At 42.8% G+C, this 16669-nt stretch carries 17 protein-coding genes; 12 read left to right on the top strand and 5 right to left on the bottom strand.

Translation table 11 applies throughout. The features are described from left to right. Positions 1–51: 51 nt before the first annotated feature. The 5 genes from uxuA to SNE25_RS21800 all read left to right on the top strand — a co-directional run bounded on the left by uxuA (position 52) and on the right by SNE25_RS21800 (position 5791). A complete protein-coding gene (gene uxuA / locus SNE25_RS21820; RefSeq protein ID WP_321561126.1) occupies positions 52–1248 on the top strand; it encodes a mannonate dehydratase in 1197 nt (398 codons plus the stop codon). Between the two features lie 125 nt (positions 1249–1373). Further along, complete coding sequence (gene uxaC / locus SNE25_RS21815) at positions 1374–2783, top strand: glucuronate isomerase (RefSeq protein ID WP_321561125.1); 1410 nt, start codon at positions 1374–1376, stop codon at positions 2781–2783. Then, the gene (locus tag SNE25_RS21810; protein WP_321561124.1) at positions 2783–3823 is read left to right on the top strand and encodes a sugar kinase; all 1041 of its coding nucleotides are present in this window, start codon (positions 2783–2785) and stop codon (positions 3821–3823) included. The genes uxaC and SNE25_RS21810 overlap by 1 nt, the downstream gene beginning before the upstream one ends. Continuing rightward, a complete protein-coding gene (locus SNE25_RS21805; RefSeq protein ID WP_321561123.1) occupies positions 3820–4479 on the top strand; it encodes a bifunctional 4-hydroxy-2-oxoglutarate aldolase/2-dehydro-3-deoxy-phosphogluconate aldolase in 660 nt (219 codons plus the stop codon). The genes SNE25_RS21810 and SNE25_RS21805 overlap by 4 nt, the downstream gene beginning before the upstream one ends. A 22-nt stretch (positions 4480–4501) precedes the next feature. Beyond that, positions 4502–5791 carry an MFS transporter gene (locus SNE25_RS21800; protein ID WP_321561122.1) on the top strand — a complete coding sequence of 430 codons (1290 nt, stop codon included), beginning with the start codon at positions 4502–4504 and terminating at the stop codon, positions 5789–5791. 87 nt (positions 5792–5878) lie between these two features. Here the strand turns inward: SNE25_RS21800 and SNE25_RS21795 are convergent, their stop codons facing one another. Beyond that, complete coding sequence (locus tag SNE25_RS21795) at positions 5879–6112, bottom strand: hypothetical protein (RefSeq protein ID WP_321561121.1); 234 nt, start codon at positions 6110–6112, stop codon at positions 5879–5881. A 163-nt stretch (positions 6113–6275) separates the two neighbouring features. On the opposite strand from SNE25_RS21795, the gene SNE25_RS21790 reads away from it, so the two are divergent. From SNE25_RS21790 to msrA, 3 genes are all read left to right on the top strand, one after another. After that, positions 6276–7232 carry an MBL fold metallo-hydrolase gene (locus SNE25_RS21790; protein WP_321561120.1) on the top strand — a complete coding sequence of 319 codons (957 nt, stop codon included), beginning with the start codon at positions 6276–6278 and terminating at the stop codon, positions 7230–7232. A 48-nt stretch (positions 7233–7280) separates the two neighbouring features. After that, complete coding sequence (locus SNE25_RS21785; RefSeq protein WP_321561119.1) at positions 7281–7520, top strand: DUF3820 family protein; 240 nt, start codon at positions 7281–7283, stop codon at positions 7518–7520. A gap of 100 nt (positions 7521–7620) precedes the next feature. Next, entirely contained in the window at positions 7621–8268 is a 648-nt protein-coding gene (msrA, locus tag SNE25_RS21780; RefSeq protein WP_321561118.1) for a peptide-methionine (S)-S-oxide reductase MsrA, read from the top strand. A 173-nt stretch (positions 8269–8441) separates the two neighbouring features. Here the strand turns inward: msrA and corA are convergent, their stop codons facing one another. Both corA and SNE25_RS21770 read right to left on the bottom strand, forming a co-directional pair. Next, positions 8442–9575: a magnesium/cobalt transporter CorA gene (gene corA / locus SNE25_RS21775; RefSeq protein ID WP_321561117.1), complete on the bottom strand. Its 1134-nt coding sequence runs from the start codon at positions 9573–9575 to the stop codon at positions 8442–8444. Continuing rightward, on the bottom strand, positions 9576–10193 hold the full coding sequence (locus tag SNE25_RS21770; RefSeq protein ID WP_321561116.1) for a WbqC family protein: 618 nt from the start codon (positions 10191–10193) through the stop codon (positions 9576–9578). A 35-nt stretch (positions 10194–10228) separates the two neighbouring features. Between SNE25_RS21770 and SNE25_RS21765 the strand changes: the two genes are divergently transcribed. Continuing rightward, positions 10229–11113 carry a lysophospholipid acyltransferase family protein gene (locus SNE25_RS21765; RefSeq protein ID WP_321561115.1) on the top strand — a complete coding sequence of 295 codons (885 nt, stop codon included), beginning with the start codon at positions 10229–10231 and terminating at the stop codon, positions 11111–11113. Further along, the gene (locus SNE25_RS21760; RefSeq protein ID WP_321561114.1) at positions 11110–12195 is read left to right on the top strand and encodes a glycosyltransferase family 2 protein; all 1086 of its coding nucleotides are present in this window, start codon (positions 11110–11112) and stop codon (positions 12193–12195) included. Before SNE25_RS21765 ends, SNE25_RS21760 begins: the two co-directional genes overlap by 4 nt. Here SNE25_RS21760 and SNE25_RS21755 read toward each other — a convergent pair. Together SNE25_RS21755 and aroQ are read right to left on the bottom strand one after the other, a co-directional pair. After that, complete coding sequence (locus SNE25_RS21755; RefSeq protein ID WP_321561113.1) at positions 12164–14716, bottom strand: mechanosensitive ion channel family protein; 2553 nt, start codon at positions 14714–14716, stop codon at positions 12164–12166. The genes SNE25_RS21760 and SNE25_RS21755 overlap by 32 nt on opposite strands. Positions 14717–14797: 81 nt before the next feature. Next, the gene (gene aroQ, locus SNE25_RS21750; protein ID WP_321561112.1) at positions 14798–15217 is read right to left on the bottom strand and encodes a type II 3-dehydroquinate dehydratase; all 420 of its coding nucleotides are present in this window, start codon (positions 15215–15217) and stop codon (positions 14798–14800) included. Between the two features lie 40 nt (positions 15218–15257). On the opposite strand from aroQ, the gene xerD reads away from it, so the two are divergent. Further along, a complete protein-coding gene (gene xerD, locus SNE25_RS21745) occupies positions 15258–16157 on the top strand; it encodes a site-specific tyrosine recombinase XerD (RefSeq protein WP_321561111.1) in 900 nt (299 codons plus the stop codon). 150 nt (positions 16158–16307) lie between these two features. After that, entirely contained in the window at positions 16308–16646 is a 339-nt protein-coding gene (locus SNE25_RS21740; RefSeq protein WP_321561110.1) for a hypothetical protein, read from the top strand. Positions 16647–16669 lie beyond the last annotated feature (23 nt).

Here is a 16669-nt window from a genome sequence, read left to right as displayed (position 1 = left end):
TGTGTAATTTGCCGGTCACAACAAACCTATTATATACGATACCATTGATCCATGGTGAATAATTTAGAACAAACATTTCGCTGGTTTGGGCCTACCGATCCGGTTACGCTTACTGCAATCAGGCAAACGGGCGCCACAGGTATAGTTACGTCGCTTTATCACATCCCGAGCGGGGAGGTATGGAGCCTTGACGAGATCAATGAGCGTAAAAAGATTATTGAGGATGCCGGCCTTACCTGGTCGGTTGTGGAGAGTGTGAATATCCATGAGAGCATCAAAACGGCATCACCCGACAGGGACAAATACATTGAAAATTATGTAAGCACACTTCAAAACCTGGCCGCGGCGGGCATATATACGGTTTGCTATAATTTTATGCCTGTGCTCGACTGGACACGTACTGATCTGGATTTCCTGTTGCCTAATAAAGGAACCGCTTTAAGGTATGACGCTGTTGCCCTGGCGGCTTTTGACCTGTACATACTGGAACGTGAGGGAGCCGCCAATGACTTTACCACTGAGCAACAGCAGGCAGCTAAAAACTATCTGGATAATATCAGTGCCGATGAAAAGGCCCAGCTGATCAATAACCTGATGGCTGGTTTACCCGGTACCAACAAGGTACTAACCATTCCGGAGTTTAAGGAACATTTAAAACGATATGCTGATACTGATGCCGTGGCTTTAAAAAATAACCTCGGTTATTTTCTTAAAGGTATTATACCGGGAGCAGAAGCTGCCGGGGTGAAAATGTGTATCCACCCGGATGATCCCCCGTTCCCGATACTGGGTTTACCGCGCGTGGTGTCAACAGAGCAGGACCTGGCTGATGTGGTTAATTTCAGCCCGTCGCCAAGTAATGGCCTTACTTTTTGCAGTGGTTCATTAGGTGCAAGGGCCGATAACGATTTGCCCGGTATTGTAAAAAGGTTAGGGGAGCACATCCACTTTTTACACCTGCGTAATGTACAGCGCGAAGATGATGGCAGTTTTTACGAAGCCGAGCACCTGAATGGCAGTACAGATATGTATGCCGTGATGAAAAACATCGTCCTTGAACAGCAAAAACGGGAGCAAAATGGTCGTACAGATATCGCGATACCGATGCGCCCGGATCATGGTCATAAACTGCTCGATGATTTTAACTATAAAACTTACCACGGGTATTCGGCAATTGGAAGGCTGAAAGGTTTGGCCGAACTAAGAGGGTTGGAAATGGGTATTAAACGCTCGTTGTTTGATAAATAATAACAGCCTCACCTAAACGGCGAAGTCCTCATGTAATAATTCTCTCCTTTGGAGAGGGTAGGATGAGGTTTAATAAACATAATATTAAGAAACTTAAAAAGGCAGATTACTTGCCTCATACACTAATGAAGAATTTTTTAGATCAGGATTTTTTACTTGTAAGCAAAACAGCACAGCGCCTGTACCACGAGCACGCCAGCGAATTACCCATTATTGACTACCATTGCCATTTGCCGCCTGATCAGATAGCCGGAGACGTAAGTTTTGAGAACCTGACCAAAATATGGCTCTATGGCGATCATTATAAGTGGCGGGCCATGCGCGCCAACGGCGTTAATGAGGAATTTATTACCGGAAGCAAAACCGACCAGGAGAAGTTTGAAAAATGGGCTGCCACCGTTCCATATACGCTGCGTAATCCGCTGTATCACTGGACACACCTGGAACTGCAACGCTATTTTGGTGTAACAGACTTGCTTTCGCCGGCAACTGCGCAGAAAACATATGCCGATTGTAACGCTAAACTACAAACGCCCGAATTTAGCGTACGCAATATCCTGAAAGGAAAAAACGTAGAGGTTGTTTGCACTACTGATGATCCGTTGGATAACCTCGCGCATCATCAAAAAATTAAACAGGATGGTTTCAGCGTAAAAGTATTACCGGCTTTCAGGCCAGACAAAGCCATGAATGCAGATGATCTGAATGCGTTGAACGCCTATATTGATCAGCTGGAGGCAGTAGCCAATGTATCCGTTTCCAGCTACGATGATTATTTGAAAGCTCTAAAGGCCCGTCATGACTATTTCGCGGCGAATGGCTGCCAGGTATCTGATCATGGCTTGGAGCAGATTTATGCGGAAGATTATACCGATAGCGAGATAACCGCCATATTTTTAAAAATAAGGAATAAACAGGCGCTATTACCGCTGGAAATATTGAAGTTTAAATCGGCCATGCTGTTTCAGTTTGCACTTTGGGATCATGAAAAAGGCTGGGTACAGCAGTATCACCTTGGTGCATTGCGCAATAATAATACCCGCGGTTTAACCAATTCAGGTCCGGATACTGGCTGGGATTCTATTGGCGATTTTACCCAGGGAGTAGCTTTATCGCGTTTCCTGAACAAGCTTGATCTGGATAATAAACTGGCGAAAACCATTTTATATAACCTGAACCCTGCTGATAATGAGCTGATGGCTTCCATGACCGGCAATTTTAACGACGGTTCTGTAGCTGGTAAGGTTCAGTTTGGTTCGGCCTGGTGGTTCCTTGATCAGAAGGACGGCATGACCAAGCAGTTAAACGCCCTCTCGAACATTGGTTTGCTGAGCCGACTGGTAGGCATGCTTACCGATTCGCGCAGCTTTTTATCATTCCCAAGACATGAGTATTTCCGCAGGCTGGTATGTAACCTGTTTGCCGAGGATATTGAAAATGGCGAGCTGCCGAATGATATAGAATGGACAGGCAAGATTGTGCAGGATATATGCTATTATAACGCTAAGAATTACTTTAATTTCGATAAGCAATAATGAGCAGTCCTTTTGAAAACGGATTATCGAAAGGCAGCGTACTTTCATTTGGCGAACTGCTGCTGCGGATTTGTCCTGATGCGGGGGGGCAATGGTTAAGCGATAACCAGCTGCCATTTTTTGTAGGCGGAGCCGAATTAAATGTGGCTACTGCCTTGGCGCTATGGGGTTTACCATCGGCCTATTTTTCCGCGCTGCCAGATAATGCCATGTCGGCCCAGATATTAACTCACCTGCAAGGCAAAAAAGTTGATACGACGCCTGTTTTTATGCACGGGGATAGGATAGGGCTGTACTATTTAACCCGTGGTAAGGATATTAAGAATAATGCGCTCATATATGACCGTGCCTACTCTGCCTTTGCCGATTTAAAGCCAGGCCAGGTTAACTGGGATGAGGTGCTCGACGGGGTAAGCTGGTTTCACTTTAGCGCGATATGCCCTGCCATCAATCAAAACGTGGCCGACGTTTGCCTGGAAGTGTTGAAAGTAGCCTCGGCAAAAAATATCACCATATCGGTCGACCTGAATTACAGGGCAAGACTTTGGCAGTACGGAAAAAGCCCGCTTGAGGTGATGCCGCAACTGGTAAAATATGCCGACCTGATCATGGGTAATATATGGGCAGCCGAAAGGATGCTGGGCATACCTGTAGAGCCAAATGTTACCGAATCGGGACAGAAAAGCATTTACCTGAAGGAAGCGCAGAATTCGTCAGAAAGTATTATTAAGCAATTCTCTAAGTGCAAAGCAGTAGCCAACACCTTCCGTTTTGACGCGGGAGAGGGTATTGAATATTACACTGCATTGTACACAGGAGATAGGCTACATAGCTCAAAACAATATGATACCGATAAAGTGGTGGATAAAGTGGGCAGCGGCGACTGTTTTATGGCCGGCCTGATCTACGGGTTTTATAATGACCTTGACCCGCTGGAAACATTGGAGTTTGCTACGTCGGCGGCTTATCAGAAACTATTTATTGAAGGAGATGCAACCACTAAAACGGTTGAGGAAATTACAAAAGCGATAAAACCATGAGTAAAAAAGATATAGTGCTTGATGCCATACTAACCCAGGGATCGTTACCCCTCTTTTTTTATGAAGATGCGGAGGTGAGCCTGGAGATAACCCGTACGCTGTACAAAGCAGGTATTAGGGTATTTGAATATACCAACCGCGGCGCGGCTGCCCTGGCTAACTTTAAAGTATTAAAGAAAGCGCAAAAGGAAGAAATGCCCGAGTTGCAGTTAGGAATAGGCACCATCAAAACCGCTGCCGAGGCCACGTCCTTTATTGAAGCCGGAGCCGATTTTATTGTAGCGCCAACTATAAATCCGGAAGTTGGGGCAGTAGCCAAACAACACAATTTATTGTGGATACCCGGCTGTATGACGCCAACAGAAATCAGTACTGCCCAGCAGCATGGGGCGGCATTGATAAAACTATTCCCGGCCAACATCCTGGGTCCGGAGTTTATGTCGTCGATAAGGGAACTGTTTGCCGGGCAGTTATTTATGCCAACCGGCGGGGTCGATTTGAATATCGACAGTATCAGCACCTGGTTCAGGGCCGGGGTTTGCGCGGTGGGCATGGGCAGCAAGCTTATCAGCAAAAAAGTATTGGAGAACCGTTTGTATGAACAGTTATATTCTGATACTATTAAATTAATGGAAATGGTGCAAACCAGTAAATAAATCAATCTAAAAACCAATTATAATGAAAGAAACCAAAGTTGGAAACTACAGATGGGTAGTAGTTACACTGTTATTTTTTGCCACTACAATAAATTACCTGGACAGACAAGTAATTGGCCTATTAAAGCCGGTGCTGGAAGTTCAGTTTAAATGGACAGAAACTGATTATAGCTATATAGTTATCGCGTTTTCAACTGCTTATGCTTTAGGGTTGCTTCTTTTTGGTGGTTTTATTGATAAGATAGGCACTAAATTAGGTTACACCATATCATTAATTGTGTGGAGTATCGCAGCTATGCTGCACGCCGTGGTTAAAAGCACTTTTGGCTTTGGGGTTGTACGTGCAGTATTAGGTTTGGGAGAATCTGGAAACTTTCCGGCTGCCATAAAGGTGGTTGCCGAGTGGTTCCCTAAAAAAGAAAGGGCGCTGGCTACGGGAATATTTAACTCGGGCGCTAATATTGGCGCTGTGGTGGCCCCAATCATGGTTCCGTGGATATTGGGTATTTATGGCTGGCAAATGGCATTTTTGATTACCGGCGCCATCGGCTTTATATGGTTAATATTCTGGTGGATATTTTATGAAATACCATCAAAACATAAAAAGATAACACCTGAAGAGTTTGCCCATATTCATAGCGATGAAGCGCTTGTTGTTGCTGGTGAAGAGGAAAGTAAAATAAAATGGGTAGAATTGTTTGGCATCAGGCAAACCTGGACATTCGTGATCGGTAAGTTTCTTACCGACCCAATATGGTGGTTTTTCCTGTTCTGGTTACCATCTTATTTTTCGAGCACATTCCATCTCGACCTCACCAAGCCAAGTTTGCCCCTCATAGTAGTGTACACCGCTACTTCAATTGGCAGCATCGGCGGCGGTTATTTATCCTCATACTTCATCAAAAAAGGCTGGCCGGTATTCAGGGCTCGTAAAACGGCCATGTTTATATTTGCTTTGTGCGTATTGCCAATTATAGCAGCCAAATATGCTACTGATATATGGCAGGCGGTGGCTTTAATCAGCCTGGCAGCAGCGGCCCATCAGGCCTGGAGTGCAAACATATTCACTACCGCGTCAGACATGTTTCCGAAAAGGGCGCTTAGCTCGGTTGTTGGCATAGGTGGAATGGCCGGCTCTGTTGGCGGGATACTTTTCCCTATTTTAGTAGGACATGTGCTGGAATTTTATAAAGAATCGGGGCATCTTACTACCGGATATAATATCATTTTCCTGATATGTGGTTGTGCTTATTTACTCGCCTGGTTTATCATGCACCTGCTTTCGCCTAAAATGAAACCGGTTAAATTATAATCAGCTTATTAATATTAAAACAAAACAGCCAGGGTGTTTATCATCCTGGCTGTTTTGTTTTAATACCCCTTTATTTTGCCGGCGTGTTTATTTCATTTTTACCTGCTCTGCCAGCTCATCAATCCAGCTTGATAGGTAAGGTTCCGTACCGGTGAGCCTGATCCACTGGCCGTCGGCTTCTTTAGCAATGATCAGGTGCAGTGTTCCATCGGTCGACTTAAATTCATAAGCATTATTAAAATTTGGATAGGTTATGGCCTGGATGGTGCCGTCAATCGCGCTGTCGGTACCGGTAAGTTTTGCATTCAATAATTCTTCCATTGTCTCTAATCTTTTAGTACCTAACAGGTTTAGGGCGTTTGTGTTTTATTTGTTTGTAAGCGTAACGATAACAATCGGTCGCTTTTTTTTAATTTATAGTAAACTAACTGACGATAAAACTTTTAACATTGCCTTGTTGTTCTGTTAATAATTAGTAAACCGAATGAACAGACTTCTTAGCTCAAAGTATTTCCAGGTAGCACAACGGGTGTGGGGTACAAGATTGTTATTTGTGAATGTATATATGATTGCTAACCGCCCCGGTTCGGCAAAAGGCTGGGTATTGGTTGATGCCGGGCTAAAGGGATCTTCAAAGAAAATTATAGCTATGGCCGAAGCCCTTTTTGGCCCAGGTACCAAGCCATCGGCTATTATACTTACCCATGGTCATGCAGATCATGCCGGGGGCTTACAGGAGCTTTTGCGGTATTGGGATGTGCCGGTTTATGCCCACCCGCTTGAATTACCTTATTTAACCGGCCGCTCTTCTTATCCGCCAACTGATCCGTTTGTGGGAGGAGGGCTGATGAGTTTGACATCGGTGTTTTTCCCGGTGAAACCAATCAATATCCGTCGCAAAATCCGGGTTATTAATGTGGATGAAGGGATACCTGAGTTGCCCGAATGGAAAATAATAGAAACCCCCGGGCATTCGCCTGGTCATATATCTTTATTTTTACCTGTAAACGCCACCATTATAGCGGGCGACGCGGTGGCTACCACCCAAACAGAATCAGTCTTTTGTGAACTAAATTATATCAAAAAGCTAACAGGTCCGCCACAATATTTTACCACGGATTGGACTGCCGCTGCTGCCTCGGTACGTAAAATAGCCAAACTTAATCCAAAGGCATTAGCATCCGGTCATGGCCCGGCCATGCGCGGTCGTGAACTGCAAGATGCGATGACCGAACTTGCCGATACTTTTGAAAGTGCAGCTGTACCACATCATGGAAGATATGTGGAACACCCTGCTGTGGCTAATGAAACCGGCGTAACTTATGTGCCTCCTTTTATAAGCAGTATTGGGTTTAAAGCCATTATTGCCACTGCGTCTGTATTGGCCGGTTTCCTGATCATGCGTCAGTTGCAAAAGTTATCCGTTGTCACAACTGATTAATATTAAAATTCGGCTTTATTGGTCAATGGTAAATTTTACCTTTACAGGGTGGAAAACTTACAGCCCGATTCTAAAATACTGATAGATATTGTACAAACCAGAATGCCTTATGGCAAATATAAAGGCACCATTATAGCCGATTTACCTGTTTATTACCTGGAATGGATGTCGGGTAAAGGTTTTACGAAGGATAAAATGGGCATGCTGCTATCAACCACGTTCGAGATCAAAACCAATGGGCTCAGTGAAATATTGGTTATGGTAAAAAGGTCGCTCAAACAAGGTTAGCGCCAGCCCGAGGGGAGAGACTTTAAGATTACTTATTAATGACCATCCGGCTGAAAGGTTTATTGCGTAAATACGACTAAAAGTACAAATCATTATAATTATGAAAAAGTTGATCTTATATGTCGTAGCCGCCTTTTTATTTGTCGGCTGCGCCGATGGACAGTCATCTGATAAGTTTGCTGCATTGCCTAAACCTAAAGCAGGGGAGGCCGTAGCCACTTTCGGGGGCGGCTGTTTCTGGAGCATGAGCGAGGCCCTGGCCGAACTGAAGGGAGTAAATAAGGTAGTTTCAGGATATGCCGGTGGCAATACTAAAAACCCAACCTACCAGGAAGTAAGCTCGCAAAATACAAATCACGCCGAAACAGTGCAGGTTTATTACGACCCCAAAATTGTGACCTATGAAAAACTGGCCGAAGGTTTTTTCTTCGCGCATGATCCTACTACCCTAAATCGCCAGGGTCCCGATGAAGGTACAGATTATCGCTCCATTGCCTTTTACCGCACACCGCAAGAAAAGAACATTTTACAGGCCACTGTTAAAAGGGTTAATGAATCAAAGCATTACCATAACCCTATAGTGACCCAAATAGTTCCGTTTAATGCCTTTTACCCTGCGGAAACCTATCATCAGGGTTATTACAGAACACATGGCGACAATCCCTACATTGAGCACGTATCGGAACCCAAAGTGATGAAATTCAGAAAAGCAATGGCTAGAGATTTGAAGCCGGAGTTTAAGAATTAATTTACAAAAATATCATTGCGGGCGTAGCGTGGCAATCGCAGACCTTGCGCTAAGAGAAATGGCGTTCGCGATTGCTTCGTCGTACCTCCTCGCAATGACATCTTTACGGGCCTTGTTATCCCGGACCTGCTGAGGAGGCGTGCGCAAAAACCACGTCATAATTCTATATTAACTTATAACTTATTAAACCAGCCTTTTCGCCAGAATACTATTACCTGTATAATGGCTATTAAAAACATAAATATTAGCGCGTAAACATAGCCGTGGTGCCAGTAAAGTTCGGGCATGTTATCAGGCAGGGTATGCCCGTGATCGTCCTGGCGGGAAAAGTTCATCCCGTAAATTCCGGCAATAAAAGTCAGCGGAATAAATATTACCGATATAATGGTGAGCACCTTCATGATCTCGTTCATACGGTTGCTTACCATTGACAAGTACAGGTCAATAATGCTGGAAGTTACCTCTTTATAATTTTCAATCAGGTCCATGGCCTGTATACAATGATCATAAGCATCGCGCAAAAAGATTTTTACCTCGGAGGTTATCAGCGGGCTTTCCGAACGGATCATATCATTGATCTTGTCCCGCTCGGGCCAGCTTGCCCGGCGTACAATGATGAGTGTACGCTTAATCTGCTGTGAGTTAAACATGATGCTTTTATCAGCATCGCTATAAACTTTATCCTCAATGGCGTCCAGCTTATCACCAATCTGGGCCAGCAGCATAAAGTAATTATCAATAATGGTGTCTGTAAGCGCATAGCACATGTAGCCGGGCCCTGCGGTACGTATGGCTCCTTTTCCTGCTTTAAGGCGTGTTTTTACCGCTTCAAAATACTCTTCATGATCTTCCTCAAAACTGATGATCAGGTTGTCTTTAATTATAGCCGAAAACTGATTGTTTATCAGTTCATCATCATTGTTAAAGTGAACCATGCGGCTTGTACAGAAGGCATAGTCTTCATACTCATCAAACTTAGGGCGCTGGTGCGTATTGGCTATATCTTCCAGCACTAGAGGATTTATGTTTAAATGCGTACCTATTTCATCTATCAGCTTGGCGTCTCCCAGGCCATTGATCTTTATCCAATGCGACCATTTAATGCGCCTGTCACATTTTTTGAACTGATCAAGTATAACCTTAATATCCTTGCCCTCCGATGTCAGGAGTTCATCTTTATTGTAGGAAAATATTGCGATATGGGGTTTAAGCGCTCCTTCGGGAATTATTACTAACCCCGGCTGGTCGCCAACGTTACCCTGACGTTTGCGAACCTTATAACGTACGCGTTTTATCCTGCCGTCCATTTATAAATAATTAATACTTTGAGGCCCCTGGTTAAATAACAGATCAACAATACTCAAATTTTTCAGGAACCCGTTTCGGTCTTCAAAAACCTGAAAATAAGGTTTTTGCTGCAATTGAGTTTCTTTTTTAGGATGTATTGATGTTCTGAAATCAGGCACCGATGTATAGTCAGCGTGATATTCTTCGCTGTAATTTATTTCTGTTTTAATTTTGAGCAGTTTTAGCAGGAGTTTTAAAAGCTCATCGTTATAATCAAAAAGATAAGTGGTTTGTTTTTGTTTTTGGTAAAACGCCGCGAAATCGTCTTCATAATATTCAAAATATGCCGATCTGCGGTAGCAGGCGCCCAGGCTTTGCCAGTGTAAACGCTGCCACTCAAAATCGTAGCTTATTTTAACATCTTTAACTTTCGTGTGATTTTTTGAACCTTTAATAACCGGCACCACCAATGCCAACGAGCCATCGGGCGAGTAAATATTGGCGCGGTTGCGGTAAGTTTGTTTTGGAAAGTGTTCTTCTCTTTCTATCAGAATATCAGGTTTATAAGTATTTAATTGTACAAAATACTCAACCGGCGGAAGATAAAACATAGGGAACACAGCACCTTTTTCAATCATATATTTTATGTTTGTGCTCAAAATTGGTTAAAATAATGATAAAAAAAGGGTTTTTAAGGTTAGGGATATTTTTTTTATACCTGATATCGCTACTTCCCTTTTGGTTTCTGTACCTTATCGCTGATATTTTATTCGTTATTATTTATTATTTGGTGCGTTATCGCAGGGATGTTGTACAGCAGAACCTAGCCAATGCCTTCCCCGAAAAAACAGCAAAAGAGCGCCACGATATTGAATTTAAATATTACCGCTATCTTGCCGACCTGATAGTGGAAACGGTAAAAATGATCACCATATCTGAGAAACAGATCCAGCGCCGTGTGGTAGCAACCAACTCCGAGCTGGTGCATGAGTATTTTGCCAAAGGAAAAAGCATTATAGCAGTTGCCGGGCATTATTGCAACTGGGAAATGGCCGCCCTTAATTTCAATTTTGTTACTGATAAACGGTTCATGATCGTGTATAAACCATTATCAAATGCCATATTTAATGATTTTTTTATCAAGGTGCGTTCGCGTTTTGGCGGGCAGCCGGTGGCTATGAAACAAACCATGCGTAAAATGGTTGAGTACAGGAATGAACTAACCGTGAGTGTATTGGTTGGCGACCAAACCCCGGTGATGCACGAAGTAAATTACTTTACTAATTTTTTAAATCAACCAACTGCCGTATTTTTGGGCATCGAAAAAATATCAAAAGCTATTGACGCTGCCGTGGTGTTTTACGATATGAAACGCGTAAAAAGAGGCTATTATAATTATACTTTGATTCCCTTAACTGAAACCCCCAAACAAACCGCCGAGCATGAGATAACAGACGTGCATGTGCAATACCTGGAAGGGATGATTAGGAGGGAGCCGCAATATTGGCTATGGTCTCACCGGAGGTGGAAGTTTAAGCCGGAGGACACACATAAATGATTGATACACCAAAAGTTGCTGTAGTTATATTAAACTGGAACGGCGTTAAATACCTCAAGCAATTTCTTCCTTCTGTTTTGGCATCAACATGGCCGGGGCTGGAAATAGTTATCGGGGACAATGCTTCGTCCGATGATTCTGTCGCTTTTATAAAGGAGAACTATCCGTGTATAAAGGTTATACAAAACGACCGCAATTATGGCTTTACCGGTGGTTATAATCGTGTACTCAGCCAGGTAGATGCCGATTACTATATTTTGCTCAACTCTGATGTTGAAGTAGTGCCGGGCTGGATTGAGCCTGTAATTGCTTTAATGGAAAGCGATGCACTAGTTGCTGCCGCCGCGCCCAAAATATTGTCATACGCGCAAAAAGACCAGTTTGAACACGCCGGGGCTGCCGGCGGGTTTATTGACAGCTTCGGTTATCCGTTTTGCAGGGGCCGTATGTTTTATGAGGTTGAGCACGATTTGGGGCAATACGAACAATCGGGCGAAATATTCTGGGCATCGGGTGCATCCTTATTTATTAAAAAGAAATACTGGGACGAAGCCGGTGGCTTTGATGAATACTTTTTTGCACACATGGAAGAAATTGACCTTTGCTGGCGCTTAAAAAATATGGGCTGCAAGGTTATGTATTGTGCGCAATCAACCATATATCATGTGGGTGGAGGCACACTCAATGCCGAAAACCCGTTTAAAACCTACTTGAATTTCAGGAATAACCTGCTGCTGTTAAAAAAGAACCTGCCTTTTCTGAAAGCTTTTTTTGTGATCATGATCCGTTTCTGGATGGACCTGCTGGCCATTGTGAGGTTTTTGGCCGAAGGTAAACGTAAAGATGCCTGGGCGGTGAGCCGTGCGCATCAAAACTTTGTACTGAGCATTTTCGGCATCCGGGTATCAGGATATGGCGTTAAGGACCTGCGCAACGGCGATAAAAAGGCTTCACCAAAAACGCACAGCTCCAAACGGATAACGCACAATCTGAAAGGCATGTTCAAAGGCAGCATTGTGTGGAACTTTTTTGTTAAAAAGAAAACCAGGTTTACTGATCTTGATCCGGCGGATTTGATTTAGTATCATCCGTATCGGTGCTTTTCACCTTCTTTACCTGCTGATCTTTCTCTTTAATCTGTGTGGCTGTAAGCTGACTATCTGGCGGCATCAGCACATGCACATCCTGCTGAGGGAATGGTATTTCGATACCCTCGTTATTGAATACATCATAAATATCTGTCAGTACACTGCTTTTAAGACCTAACCAGGTATTAATATCAGCAGCCCAGAAAAGCACGCGGAAATCTACAGAGCTTTCACTCAGGTTATGCAGCAGTACAGATGGTTCTGGTGTGGTCATAATGTCGTTATGGGCATTTAGCACGCCATTGAGCAAGCCTTTAACCTTTTCAATATTGGTGCCATAGGCCACACCAACAATCAGTTCAACCCGGCGGTTGTTATTGCTTAGAGTCCAGTTAATTACGTGGTGCGAAATCAGGTCGCCGTTGGGGATTATAACTTCAGCGCCATCGCTGGTGGCAATTTTGCTGGCGCGTATGCCAATATCCAATATGGTGCCCGAACGGCTGTCGACTTCAATAATATCACCCACTTGAACCGGTTTTTCAAAGGCCAGTATTAAACCTGAAACCAGGTTGTTCACAATGTTTTGTAAACCGAAGCCTATGCCTATACCAAACGCGCTGATGATGATGGTAATTTTATCAAGAGGTACACCAGATGCGGCCACCGCCAGAAAAAAACCAATGGCTATAACGCCAATACGGATCAACAGGGTAGAAGTTCGGTTTTTCTTTTTCAACACATCCATATCATGTTTGTGCCTGGCCGATACATCATACAGGTAACTGATGATTTTAGAGGTTATAGACGAAAGCCAGATCACAGCTATAAATATGATCACACTTTGAAAAGTGAACTGGGTGTTGGTGCCTCCAATGCTGCGGTTGGTTGTTAAAAAGTCTTCAATATGCGTAAATACCGCATCTTCAATACTCAGGTTTTGGGTAAGCATAACCAGCCACAGTACACTGGTTAATACGGTAAGTATGCTTCTGAACTTATTTTTAAGTAACTGAAAATCGATATAAGAGCTCAGGTTGCTGCTGTTTTTGCTGGCTTCCAGCTGCAAAAACAAGGCTTCCATAATCATTTGCACTATGTAATACATGGCCATGGCCAGCCACAGGTTATGCACGGCAGTTACACCAATTATTTTGGCCATACTAAACCGCCCGAACACATTACATATAAATGATATTACCTGCAGCAGAATAAAAAACTTAAGTACAATGCCGGTATGAGGTAAAAAATCACCCGGTGATTTCCGGACAGCCGGCAGAAGCCTTACACTGATAAAAATAGAAGCGAGGCCGAGTAACAAAATAACTATCCTATCGGCGTTGGTTACCTGTATAAACAGGTTGCTTACACAGTAAATATTAGTGATGATAAATAATAGTAAAAGGTAATTGAATAACGGTTTGGTGCAGGTTTTCCTGGCCAGGTAAAGTAAAGCTGTTATCAGCACCACAAAAAACGTTTCCAGCACTACTACCGGCGGATGGTCGTAAAAATTGGGTACAAGTGTAAAAGCAATAATTACCGACGAGATAAGCGGGTAATGTATAACATAACTGGCCTGGCTAAACACATTTTCATAAGCCTCATTGGTTTTGCGTATTTTATTGCGACTGGCATATACCCATGTCAAAAATCCTAATAAAACCAATAACCCGGAAAGGTGTATCAATATGTCGCGCCCAACAAAAAAGCTGAAAAGCTTGGAGTTCATATTGACCGTTTTTGAAAACGCCTCTCCAAAATTACTGCCTTCATCGGCTTTCATATCCCATATATCGCTGTATTCGGCAGATAATGCCCTGATACTGAAATCGCGTATTTTAAGGTCAATCTGATCTTTTAAGTCAAGTATAGATATGTATACCGATGATGTACGGTTTTGCAGCAGACCTATTTTTACCATCAGCTTTTTATTAACCGTATCCAACCGGTGGTACTTGCTGTCGATAGCTATTTTCTGTATCAGGAAGGTAGTGGCCAGCGAACTGTCGGCCGGCAGGATCTTTAAAACACTGTCTTGCGATATGGCATTAAGGTCTGTTTGGTTCTGGATCAGCTTGGAATTGATATCAGCAAGTTCTTCCTGCCATAGGTCGAGTTGGTCATCGCTGCGTGTTAATATATCACGTATGGCATATAAATAACGCAGTGTGCTCGATTTATCATTGTCAATTAATGATTTGATAAGGCCGATACGTTTTTCATACCTGGGCAGTTGCGTACTGATATCAACCGTATCGAGTTGTTTAGCGAGATTTGTTTTGATCTGGTTAAAGGAAGATGTATAGTATTCAACCTTTTGCAGCAAGTTATTTACCGATGTGTCTGACCGTTTAAGCGACCGCATCATGGAGTCGCGCGATAGGATTGCCGCCCGGAGCGAATCCCTTACTGAGCGTGATTTTTTCTTTTTGGTTTGTGCCAGCACACCGGCACACGAAAAAAGCATAATAAACAATAAACAGCAGGCGGTAACTTTATGTAATTTTTGCATAGGGGTAAATACGCTAAACGCAATGGGCAAACACTTTATTTTAAGAAGTGTTTTATGTACCAGCCAATAAATATATGCAAATTATGCGGTCAAAAAGTTTTCAATAGCCAGGCGGTAGGAGTCCATACCAAAACCGGCTATCACTCCCTTGCAGTTAGCAGCCAGCATCGATTTGTGCCTGAACTCCTCGCGTTTGTGCACATTTGAAATATGCACCTCAATAACGGGAGTATTTATAGCGGCAATAGCATCGGCAATGGCAATGGAAGTGTGGGTGTATGCGCCCGCGTTCATTACAATTCCATCGTAACTAAAACCAATTTCATGCAGTTTATTTATAATTTCGCCTTCCACATTACTTTGGTAATAGCTGAGGGTAATGGCTGGATAGCGCTTACGTAATTCTTCCAGGAAAGTATCAAAGCTGGTATTACCATAAATTGATTTTTCGCGTACGCCAAGCAGGTTTAAATTAGGGCCGTTTATAATTTGTATATTCATTAGTTCAAACTTAACTATAAATCATTAAAAGTAAAATCAATTGGAGTGGCGTTCGGCAATAAAAGGTTTTCAGGCCTATTTGAAGTTAGAGAAATCGCTTGCCGATAACTCCATTGAATCTTACGGTAGGGATATAGAAAAATTATGTCAATTTTCTAATTTTCAAATAATTAAGTTAAAACCTGAAACAATTACTTTAAGTAATTTGCGCCAGTTTATCGGCTGGATAAACGAACTGGGCATGATCCCCTCATCGCAGGCGCGGATACTATCGGGCATAAAAGCTTTTTATAAATACCTGCTCATGGAGGATATTATAAAGGCAGATCCTTCCGAATTATTGGAATCGCCCAAGATACAACGCAAGCTCCCGGATACATTGAGCTACCAGGATATTAATAAACTGATAGCCGCTATTGATTTATCCAAACCAGAGGGGGCACGCAATAAAGCCATCCTGGAAACCCTTTATGGCAGTGGTTTGCGGGTATCGGAACTTACGGAACTTAAACTCTCAAACCTTTACCTTGATATTGAATTCATAAAAGTAACAGGTAAAGGAAATAAAGAACGGCTGGTGCCTATAGGTGCCGAAGCGATCAAGGCCCTCAAAATATGGATTGAAAATGTGCGCGTACATGTTGACATAAAAAAGGGTGAGGAGGATATTGTTTTTTTAAACAGGAGAGGGACAAGGCTAAGCCGTGTTTATATATTTCTGATGATAAAGGAGCTGGTTGAAATTACCGGTTTAAAGAAAACCGTAAGCCCGCACACTTTCAGGCATTCATTTGCAACGCATTTGGTTGAGGGTGGCGCCGATTTAAGAGCCGTACAGGAAATGCTGGGGCATGAAAGCATCACCACCACCGAAATTTATACCCACCTTGACAGGGAATACCTCAAAAGCACCATTAGCCAGTTCCACCCCCGGCATTAGGTTCAGATACAGGGATATCGGGCATTTTAATTTCCCCTTATTGAGGCGAAATTTGCTCAGATTTCAAAAATTTAATTAACAAACACGTGTTTTTAGTGTAACAAAGTTGTGGCATTAGCATTGGTATATTAGGCCAAAGACTAATATATCATGGCAGATTATCTAACAGAATTAAATGAATTGAAGGTTTTATTTAACGATTTGGGCAATTATTCCATAAGCAATGCCTATATGCTTCAAATTCTTCTGGAGCGTTACGATGGCGTGGTTGAACAGCTGTTTTGCATCAGTGATAAGATATTCCAACCCTCGGTTGAAACCATATCAGAGGCTGAAAACGATTTAGGTTTAATAATGGAAGATAATCTGCCCTCAATTAAAAAGAAAATGCTTTTTGAAAAAAACAAGCTGAAATTAAAGATCGCGGTGAATAACGATATAAGCAGGTATCAGCACTATAAAATCATTGAGCAAATCATATATAACTAATTAACAAACAGTTTACTACTGAG

It is taken from the genome of Mucilaginibacter sabulilitoris, assembly GCF_034262375.1.
Classification (GTDB): Bacteria; Bacteroidota; Bacteroidia; order Sphingobacteriales; family Sphingobacteriaceae; genus Mucilaginibacter; species Mucilaginibacter sabulilitoris.
The sequence above is the reverse complement of the archived record's forward strand: the minus strand, read 5'-3'. Positions and strand labels throughout refer to the sequence as shown.